The sequence below is a fragment of the Mesorhizobium sp. CNPSo 4684 genome (assembly GCF_057784315.1).
Genome location: NZ_JBWLUX010000067.1, coordinates 1 through 9,268 on the forward strand (window position 1 = coordinate 1; position 9,268 = coordinate 9,268).

A 9,268-nucleotide genomic window follows, 5' to 3' on the forward strand; every position below is an offset into this window, starting at 1 on the left:
GCGAGCAACGTTTACGAGCAGGTCAAAGGCAAACTGGATTATGCCTACACCGACCTCGGTAGCCAGCAGGTCCACAACATCGTGGACGCGGTGCGCGCCTATCGAGTCAGTCGAGCAAAACCCACTTCGGCATTCTCGAAAAGGGATACGCTGACGCTTCCCGAAAAACCGTCCATCGCGGTCTTGCCATTCGACAACCTCAGTGGCGACCCCGAGCAGGGCTACTTCGCTGACGGCATGGTGGAGGAGATCATTACCGCGCTGTCCCGGACGCGCTGGCTGTTCGTCATCGCGCGCAACTCGAGCTTTACCTACAAGGGCCGGGCAGTGGACATTAAGCAGGTCGGGCGCGAGCTTGGTGTGCGCTATGTGCTTGAAGGGAGCGTGCGCAAGGCGGCGAGCAGGGTGCGCATCACCGGGCAGCTTATCGATGCGGCAACGGGTGCACATCTATGGGCTGACCGTTTCGACGGGGGGCTGGAGGACGTTTTTGACCTGCAGGAGGACGTGACCCGGAGCGTCGTGGGAGCGATCGCTCCGAAGCTGGAACAGGCAGAGATCGAGCGGGCCAAGCGCAAGCCGACCGAGCACCTTGACGCTTACGACTATTATCTGCGTGGGATAGCAAGCCTCCACCAGTTGACCAGGGAATCCAACGCAAACGCCCTTCAGTTGTTTTACAAGGCCATCGAACTCGACCCTGAATTCGCCTCGGCATACGGCATGGCCGCCTGGTGTGGCGTCATGCGCAAGGCGAACGGTTGGATGACGGATCGTGAGCAGGAAACCGCCGAAACCGAGCGCCTGGCTCTGAAGGCAGTGGATTTGGGCAGGGATGATGCGGTTGCGCTCTCACTCGGCGGGCACGCGCTCGCGTTTGTCGTGGGCGACAACAATAGCGGGGCAGCGTTCATTGATCGCGCGCTCGCGCTCAATCCGAACCTGGCTACTGCGTGGCTATTCAGCGGCTGGGTCAGAGTCGACCTCGGCGATGCGGAAACCGCCCTCCAGCACCTCGCGACTGCGATACGCATGAGCCCGGTCGACCCGCTCATGTTCGATATGCAGAATGCGGTTGCAGTGGCTCATCTCTTCGCTGGTCGATTTGAGGAGGCATCATCTTGGGCCGAAAGGTCGTTGCGGGAAAAGCCGGACTTTTTGGGGTCGTTGCGCTATGCGGCTGCAAGCTATGCTCACGCCGGCCGAACCGAGGACGCGCAAAAGGTGGTGAGCCGAATTCTCGCCCTCGATCCTGGCCAACGAATTTCCAATCTCGCCGACGTCGTTTCAGCCGTCCCAGCCCATATGGCTCTGCTTGCAGAAGGTTTGCGAAAGGCGGGGCTGCCGGAATAGCGCTGTCAGGTTGGCGCATACCGATCGCGAGTTGGGAACGCACCGAGATCGCAAAGACCGCACCATGGGTGGCGTCGGCCCTGCACAAATCGCCGTAGGGCGCCGTACAAGCGATCCCGCGTCATATCAGGGGTGGGTCACTGATCCCAACTCGTCGCGTGGGCCAGCGATGGGGGCGCCTGTGGCAAAGCACCCTGCTCGATCTCAAGCCCTGTCGGCGATCCGTAGGACATAGGCAATGGCTGCTTCGGCAGGACAATGGCTGATTGTCCGTTTTTGGCGCAACCGCGACCTCTAGCGTCGTCGCCGCCAATGTCTGCTCTCCGGAGGTGGCAAAGCTGTTCTCTGCGGCCGACATCGGGCGCGTACCTGTCCGGCTCCTCGTTGGTCGCAAGGAGCCGGGGTGGTCAAATTTCTGTCCCTTCTGCCAAAGTGAGTGCATCCTCGACGTCGACACCGAGATAGCGCACCGTGTTCTCGATCTTGGTGTGGCCGAGTAGGATTTGCACCGCTCGTAGGTTGCCGGTGGCTTTGTAAATGATGGACGCCTTGGTCCGCCGTAGGGAGTGCGTGCCGTATTCCTCCCGGCGTAGGCCGATGCCAGTCACCCACTCATCGACCAGTCGCGCATATTGCCGTGTGCTCAGATGATCGGCGTGATCGATGCGGCTCGGAAAGGTGTATTCGTCGATCGCGCCGCCGCGCCGATCAAGCCATGCCAGAAGGCTGGTACGCGCATCATCCATCAACTCGAATTGGACCGGCCGAGCCGTCTTTTGCTGAACGACGATCGCCCGGGTCCGGATTTGGCTGCCGCTGACCAATTGGCCGATTTTGATCTTTACGATATCGCAGCCCCTCAGCTTGCTATCGATCGCCAGATCGAAAAGTGCTCGGTCACGGACGCGACGGTGCTGATCGAGGAAGAAGCGAACGGCCCACACCTGACGTGGCTTCAACGCTCGTTTGGCTCCGACCTTGCGGCCAGCATTCCAAGCTCGACGTTCCTGCGAACCCGGATCATATTGTGACATACCCATGATCAATCTCCTTGGCCGACATCGGCCAAGGAGATTTTCTCCGCCTTGCACTACCGTCTGTTGCGGTTTTTGGGGCCGCAAGCTGAACGTCCGCTTTTGGCTGTCGCGCTGCCCTTAAGCTCCGAATATACATGCTTTGCCCCTGTACATGCTGCAGGGCCAGTAAGAACAGCAATGCGGACGACCGAGCGTGAGGTCGACTGATTCCCGAATCCGGCTAGCCACCGTCGTGAAACGCGCTAGGCTGCTCCGATTAACGAAGCCAGGCTTGTTCTATGGAGCGCCGCCTTACCGCTATCCTTGCCGCCGACGTGGTCGGCTATTCTAGGCTGATGGGCGTCGACGAGGCCGGGACCCTGGCGGCGCTTAACGCCCATCGCAAGGAATTCGTCGACGGCAGCATTGCCGAGCATCGGGGGCGCGTCGTCAAGCTGATGGGCGACGGGATGCTTGTAGAATTCCCCAGCGTAGTCAATGCGGTGGCCTGCTCGGCGGCGATCCAACGCGGCATGGCCAGCCGCAACGAGGGCGAGCCGGGCGATCGCCGGATCGACTTCCGGATCGGGATCAACCTCGGCGACGTGATCGTCGAGGACGACGATATCTTCGGCGATGGAGTTAACGTCGCCGCTCGGCTTGAGAGCATGGCGGAGCCCGGCGGGATCGTAGTCTCGTCTTCGGTGCGCCATGAAGTCGGTGATCGTTTGGGTCTTGCGTTCGAGGATCTCGGCGAGCGGAAATTGAAAAACATCAAGCACCCGGTACGCGTGTTTCAGGTTAGATTGGAAGGGTCACTTCGCATCGAGCCGCGGGCGCTTGCCAGCCAGCGCGACCAGGCATCGGTTGCGGTCTTGCCGTTTCAGAACATGAGCGGCGATGCGGAGCAGGAATATTTTGCAGATGGTGTCGTTGAAGACATAGTCACAGCGCTCGCTCACTTTCGCCACTTGCTGGTCATCGCCCGCAATTCGAGCTTTGCGTACAAAGGCCGTGCCGTGGACGTGAAGAAGGTAGGGCGCGAGCTGGGTGTTCGCTATGTGGTTGAGGGCAGCGTGCGCCGATCTGGCGAACGGCTGCGCATTTCAGCCCAGCTCATCGATTCCTCGACAGGGGCACATTTGTGGGCCGACCGTTTCGACGGCGCGCTGGCGGAGGTGTTCGATCTGCAGGACCAGATCACATCGAGCATCGTCGGGGCAATCGCGCCGAAAATGGAGCAGGCCGAGATCGAGCGCGCCAGACGCAAGCCGACGGAGAGCCTTGAAGCCTATGACTACTATCTACGCGGGCTTGCTACCTTCGACCGGACGATCACCCAGGCCGCTGGCGAGGAGGCGCTGCGGCTTTTCAATCAAGCGATCGCCCGCGACCCAGAGTTCGCACTCGCCCACGCCAGGGCCGCGCGATGCTATTCCACTCGGAAGAGCAATGGCTGGATGGTCGATCGCACGCAGGAAGTCGAGGAGGCGCTTGGATTTGCTTCTAGAGCGATCGACCTCGGTCGCGACGATGCCATTGCGCTTTCGTTTGGCGGCTACGTGCTTGGCTATGTCGGTGGCGACATTGAAGAGGCCGCGGCCCGCCTCGACGAAGCGCTTGCGCTGAACCCAAACCTGGCTTTGGCGTGGGGCTACAGCAGCTGGGTCAAGACGTGTTTGGGCCAACCGGACAAGGGAATTGAGCACGCCGCGCGCGCAATGCGCCTCAGTCCCCTCGATCTGCGAATTTACTCTTGGCAGTTCTGCACCGCGCTGGCCCACTTCTGTGCCGGCCACTACGACGACGCGTTACTGTGGGCGGAGCGGGCGCTTCGACAGCAACCCAACTACGCAAGCGCGTTACGCGTTGCTGCCGCCAGCCACGCCCTAGCCGGGCGCTCAGGTCAAGCGAAGGAGACGATCGAGCGACATGCGAAGGTCGCTCCTGCGCTGCGGCTTGTAAATATTGCTGACGTGCTGCCGCCGTTCCGACGACTCGAAGACCGGAAAAAGTATGTCGAGGCTCTGAAGATGGCGGGAATGCCGCACTAGTAACTTCGTGCATTGCGCCTTTGAAGCCGAGACCAGACGGTTCGGTTCTGGAAGAGCTAGCAGAAAGGCACCACTCCCTTGGTGACGCCATCTTGGCCGCAACGGCTGCTCGTTCAAACTTTTGTCCAGGAGCCTACTGTCTGGGGGGGCATCAGCGATGTCTGCTCTCGGGCACTGGCAGAGTAGTCCTCTGTGGCTGACATGAGGCGCAAACCGCCACTCGCTTGCTGCGGCGCTGTTTACGGCGCGCTCGCGAGCGGCTACGCGCGGTCCTATTCTGAATGACTGCCGTTCGCTTTGCGAACGAGTGATTCCGGCTCCATTCCTAACGCGTCGGCGATGCGCCCAAGAGCACGTGCTGAAACATTAGCGCATTCAATGGCACTTATATAGCCGGCGATCAGACCGGAGCGCTCTGGCAATTCCTCTAGAGTCATGTGCCGCCTGGTTCTGGCTTACCGACTGTCTTAGAGCCTAGACCAGCCTCGACAAGTCGTCGGAAGGCCTCCGATCTGGTGGGTAGATCGGGCTGATTTCGGCGCCATTCGTCAACGCGGGCAAGCAAGTCACTCGTAAGCCGCAGTTCGAAGCGCTCAGTTTTGTTATCAATAGCATCAGGCGTGTTTGACAATGACTATGTCCGTAATGTACGGTATGTACGTAAATTGTGGTTTGCGCTTTGCGGCCGAACAACGTGCTCGAACACGTCGCTCGGCCTGACCACAACCCAAGCTGTTTGGAGCTCGGATCATGGTTGATTCCGACAATACCACGACTTTGCCTTTCGTCATCGGCCGGCAACGCGACGAGCCTGACAGTTCGGCACCCCAAGCCATAGATTCGGCTTTGAGCCTATGGAGCGAGTGGCAACGAGCTCGATATGCCTCATTGCTGTTGTGTCGAGTCCAGCAGCGGTTCGAGATGAGAACGTTGGTCAATACCGGAATTCAGGTATTGACCGCAGGCGAGCCGATGCCGTGGCAACTATCAGTGCCTACTACAGGTCTAGACTCTGAGCATCTCATAGCTTGCGAAGCCGAGGTCTTTGCGATGACCGAAGCTCTTCAGCTTCAAGATTCGATCCCCGAAGTCGCGGCTACGTCGCTCGTCGGCGTCATCGCCAAGTTGGAAATGGTCGTCGGTGCTGACCGGGATATCGGTGACCCTACCGACTTCCCGTGGCCGCACATAGCTTCCGTACTGCGTGACTTAAAGGCGATCGCGGGAGACTTGCCGGCTGGTCGCCTGAGTCGGGAACGGACGCGGAGCGATGTTGCCAGGCATTGGGAGTCCGCAGTCAAGCTGGTCGCTGCGCTGGAAGAAGAAGGCGAGCCGGAGCACCGTGGCGAGTAGCGCTCCTCTGATACGCCCGCCTCGCCACTCGTCGCGTGCGGCCCGACCTCGACGTTCGAGACGAAACCGCAACGCGCAAGTCATTGCACGCTATGGCTCTACCCCATGAACTCCGTGCTTTCCTTCGGCGTCCGGAGGACTCTGATGGCGGGTCGATCCACCATTGAGAGAGCGACCGCGATGGCAGAGGAAACCAGGACTGGCCCGCAGGCTTTGGTTCCGGCGAACGACAACGGCGATCCCGCCAGCCCCGAGGGTCGCCCTGAAAACACCGCGGTGGCCAGGGTGGATCGGGTGGTGCTGGATATCGCCCGGCTGATCGGCCGGCAGCTGGCGGGGGAGGCATTCGAGGCGGGGTCGGCGGCCAACGACAATCGGCCAGGCCACCAAGAGGGAGAGGGCAGGGAGCCGGATGGCAAACCCCTTGGGAACAGGGGAGAGGAGTTGCCGCCATGACCCGTGTCGCACTCTATGCCCGCTATTCTTCCGACAGCCAGCGGGATGCCTCCATCGAGGACCAGTTGAAGCTGTGCCGCGAGCAGGCAGCGCGTGACGGCTGGAGCGTGGCGGGAACCTATGAGGATGCGGCGATCTCCGGCGCAAGCACCGTGCTGCGGCCGGGCATCCAGCATCTGGTGCGCGATGCCCAGCGCGGCCGCTTCGAGGTGGTGCTGGCCGAGGCGCTCGATCGCATCAGCCGCGACCAGGCAGACGTCGCCACCCTCTTCAAGCATCTCAAATTTGCCGGCGTTGCCATCGTCACCTTGGCCGAGGGCGAGATCAGCGAGTTGCACGTCGGCCTCAAGGGCACGATGAATGCCCTGTTCCTCAAGGACCTTGCTCTCAAGACCCATCGCGGCCTTCGGGGCAGGGTGGAGAAGGGCAAGGCCGGGGGTGGGCTCTGCTACGGCTACCGGGTGGTGAAGAAACTGGATGCCGAAGGCGAACCGGTTCGGGGCGACCGCGAGATCGTGGAGGAGGAAGCGACCATCGTGCGCCGCATCTTCCGCGAATTCGCCTCCGGCAAGAGCCCGAAGGCGATCGCCGTCGACCTCAACAAGGAGGGCGTTCCTGGTCCGCTCGGCCGACACTGGGGCGATACCAGCGTGCGCGGGCATGTAATCCGGGGCACCGGCGTAATCAACAACGAGCTCTACATCGGTGTGTTGGTCTGGAACCGCCTGCATTTCGTGAAGGATCCCGCTACCGGCAAGCGCGTGTCGCGAGCCAATCCGCCACCTAAATGGATCCGCACCGAGGTGCCACATCTCAGAATCGTCGACGACGAATTGTGGCAGGCCGTTAAGGAGAGACAGAAATCCATCGCCAACCAATTCGAAGCGGTGGCGATCGCCACGCGCAAGGCCCGAGCGAGAAAGCTGCACACGATGAAGCGGCCAGTCTCCCTCCTTTCCGGCTTGCTCATCTGCGGCTGCTGCGGCGGGCGCTACGGCCTGTTCACTCGCGAGCGTTATGCCTGCCTGAACCACCAGCGCCGCGGCATCTGCGGCAACGGCCGCACTATCACCCGCGAGAAGATCGAGCAGCGCGTTCTCACAGGCCTGAAGGAAAGGCTCGTCTCGCCCGATGCCGTGGCCGAGGCGATCAGAGCCTACGCCCAGGAGACCAATCGCCTCAATCAGGAGCGTCGTGCGCAAGGCGAGCAGGACCGCAAGGCGCTCGACAAGATCGAGCGCGCCATCGCCGGCATTATGAGCGCGATCGAGGATGGCCTGTACCAACCTTCGATGAAAGCGAGAATGGAAGATCTGGAGAGGCAGAAGGCGGAGATCACCGCGCGTCTGGCAGTTGTGCCCACTGACGTGCCCGACCTGCATCCCAACATGGCCACTCTTTATAAGAAGCGGGTCGAGCAGCTCACGCAAGCGCTTGCCGACCACGATGACGGACGCCAAGCCGCCGAGGCGCTGCGCTCGTTGATCGGAGAGATTGTGCTCACGCCCGGCGACAAGCGCGGCGAGGTTCATGCCGAGCTGCGCGGCGAGCTGTTCGGCATCCTCGAACTCGCCAAGCTCGATCAAAATCAAAGGTCTGCCGACGTTATGACAAAAGGGGTTGCGGGTCCCCGCAACCAAATCAAAAAGCCCGCCGCGTGCGGGCTTTTTTGTATTTTGCTGTGGTGGCCGGCCGGTTTTAACCTCCATCAGGGGCCCGCAAGGAGGCGAAGCCGACGCTGCGGGACAGAAAAGCCAAATCCTGTTCCCAAGCCAACTTTCTCGGCGCCCCGCTTCTCGAAACGGCATCCCGCGCCGGTGGCCTTGCGGTCAGGTGCGTCCTCTCGGATTGTGTCCAGGCTGATGTTCGCAATCTGCAACCACACCCAAGCGAAGTCGCACCAAGCGAAGCCGGTTGACTTCGAATACTGGAGGACGATCCCGGGCACGAACCACGATCGGCGCGATTCGTGCATTTCGATGCAGCAGGACGAGAGGACGATCATTCTCTTGCCAGCAAATCATGGAAACGATGCGCGGCTGTGTGCGTGTTGCTAATCATTGCTATCTATTGCTACCGATCCTGATTCGCACCATAATCTCTTCAGGAGGTTGCCATGCCCAATTACGCACTGAACGACCACTATGAGAGCTTCATCAGGAAGCAGCTCGAATCAGGCCGCTACAACAATGCCAGTGAGGTTGTTCGCGCCGGCTTGCGTATGCTCGAGGATTTCGAGGCGGAGCGGGAAAGATGGCTGCGCGAGGAGATTCCGACGCGTTTGACCGAGCTCCGGCAGGATCCGGCGAAGGCTATCCCTGCCGAGACGGTTTTTTCGCGGCTTGAGACGCGTCATCGCGCGAAGCAGGCGAAAGCCAAGTAGGCAATGGAGTATCGCATTGTCTTCCACCCTAAGGCGGAAGCTGAACTCGAACAGCTCTATGATGACATAGCCGAGCGTGCGTCGCCGGCGATCGCCTGGAATTTCATCGCCAGCATCCGCGACCATTGCCTCGGCCTGTCGACTTTTCCACAGCGCGGCACGGAGCGGGTCGAGATCATGCCTGGTCTGCGCATCATCGGCTACCGCCGCGCCGTCAGCATTGCGTTTGCGGTCGAGGCCGAGCGGGTCCTGATCCTAGGCATCTTTTTCGCCGGTCGAAACATCACGGCGGAATTGCTGGAAGATCGGCTCTGAAGCACTGCTCAGGCTGGTGCTGTGGTCGACATTTACCGGGCAGAGCAGACGATTTTCAAGCCGATGGCGCGCAGCTGCCGCCGAGGGATGGGAGCTTCGTGGAAGTGATCCGACCGCGGAACACACTCATAATTTCAGCCAAGCCAACTCACGAATTTCAGCCCCGTGGATATCTCTGCGAGAAATCGAAAAAACATGAGTGATCGGTGTTGACAGTTTGAGTGGGTGGCGACTATATACGCCTCACGAACGAGGGCGGTGCGCCGCTGGCGGCGAAGCAGTTTGCTTCTGAATAAGCCCTTGTGAAATTCAAGAGAGCCGCGTAAGCGACACTCGGA

General features: G+C 60.6%; 8 protein-coding genes. 7 read left to right on the plus strand and 1 reads right to left on the minus strand.

Going from position 1 to position 9,268, the window contains the following annotated elements; genetic code table 11:
* The coding region (locus tag AC04SG_RS32380) for a tetratricopeptide repeat protein (RefSeq protein WP_488554336.1) at positions 1-1,353 on the plus strand (1,353 nt) is incomplete at its 5' end.
* Positions 1,354-1,760: 407 nt separating this feature from the next.
* Here AC04SG_RS32380 and AC04SG_RS32385 read toward each other — a convergent pair.
* On the minus strand, positions 1,761-2,393 hold the full coding sequence (locus AC04SG_RS32385) for a tyrosine-type recombinase/integrase (RefSeq protein WP_488554337.1): 633 nt from the start codon (positions 2,391-2,393) through the stop codon (positions 1,761-1,763).
* A gap of 275 nt (positions 2,394-2,668) precedes the next feature.
* Between AC04SG_RS32385 and AC04SG_RS32390 the strand changes: the two genes are divergently transcribed.
* From AC04SG_RS32390 to AC04SG_RS32415, 6 genes are all read left to right on the plus strand, one after another.
* A complete protein-coding gene (locus AC04SG_RS32390) occupies positions 2,669-4,423 on the plus strand; it encodes an adenylate/guanylate cyclase domain-containing protein (protein WP_488554338.1) in 1,755 nt (584 codons plus the stop codon).
* 750 nt (positions 4,424-5,173) lie between these two features.
* Entirely contained in the window at positions 5,174-5,776 is a 603-nt protein-coding gene (locus AC04SG_RS32395) for a hypothetical protein (RefSeq protein ID WP_488554339.1), read from the plus strand.
* Positions 5,777-5,956: 180 nt separating this feature from the next.
* Entirely contained in the window at positions 5,957-6,232 is a 276-nt protein-coding gene (locus AC04SG_RS32400; RefSeq protein WP_488554340.1) for a hypothetical protein, read from the plus strand.
* Positions 6,229-8,289, plus strand: coding sequence for a recombinase family protein (locus AC04SG_RS32405; RefSeq protein ID WP_488554341.1), 2,061 nt, complete (start codon positions 6,229-6,231; stop codon positions 8,287-8,289). The genes AC04SG_RS32400 and AC04SG_RS32405 overlap by 4 nt, the downstream gene beginning before the upstream one ends.
* Positions 8,290-8,348: 59 nt before the next feature.
* A complete protein-coding gene (locus tag AC04SG_RS32410) occupies positions 8,349-8,615 on the plus strand; it encodes a type II toxin-antitoxin system ParD family antitoxin (protein WP_488554342.1) in 267 nt (88 codons plus the stop codon).
* A 3-nt stretch (positions 8,616-8,618) separates the two neighbouring features.
* Positions 8,619-8,930 carry a type II toxin-antitoxin system RelE/ParE family toxin gene (locus AC04SG_RS32415; protein WP_488554343.1) on the plus strand — a complete coding sequence of 104 codons (312 nt, stop codon included), beginning with the start codon at positions 8,619-8,621 and terminating at the stop codon, positions 8,928-8,930.
* Positions 8,931-9,268 lie beyond the last annotated feature (338 nt).

Excerpts from the sequence above, each read along its gene's own strand:
- AC04SG_RS32385 (WP_488554337.1), bottom strand. The coding sequence starts at position 2,393 with ATGGGTATGTCACAATATGATCCGGGTTCGCAGGAACGTCGAGCTTGG.
- AC04SG_RS32390 (WP_488554338.1), top strand. The coding sequence starts at position 2,669 with ATGGAGCGCCGCCTTACCGCTATCCTTGCCGCCGACGTGGTCGGCTAT.
- AC04SG_RS32395 (WP_488554339.1), top strand. The coding sequence starts at position 5,174 with ATGGTTGATTCCGACAATACCACGACTTTGCCTTTCGTCATCGGCCGG.
- AC04SG_RS32400 (WP_488554340.1), top strand. The coding sequence starts at position 5,957 with ATGGCAGAGGAAACCAGGACTGGCCCGCAGGCTTTGGTTCCGGCGAAC.
- AC04SG_RS32405 (WP_488554341.1), top strand. The coding sequence starts at position 6,229 with ATGACCCGTGTCGCACTCTATGCCCGCTATTCTTCCGACAGCCAGCGG.
- AC04SG_RS32410 (WP_488554342.1), top strand. The coding sequence starts at position 8,349 with ATGCCCAATTACGCACTGAACGACCACTATGAGAGCTTCATCAGGAAG.
- AC04SG_RS32415 (WP_488554343.1), top strand. The coding sequence starts at position 8,619 with ATGGAGTATCGCATTGTCTTCCACCCTAAGGCGGAAGCTGAACTCGAA.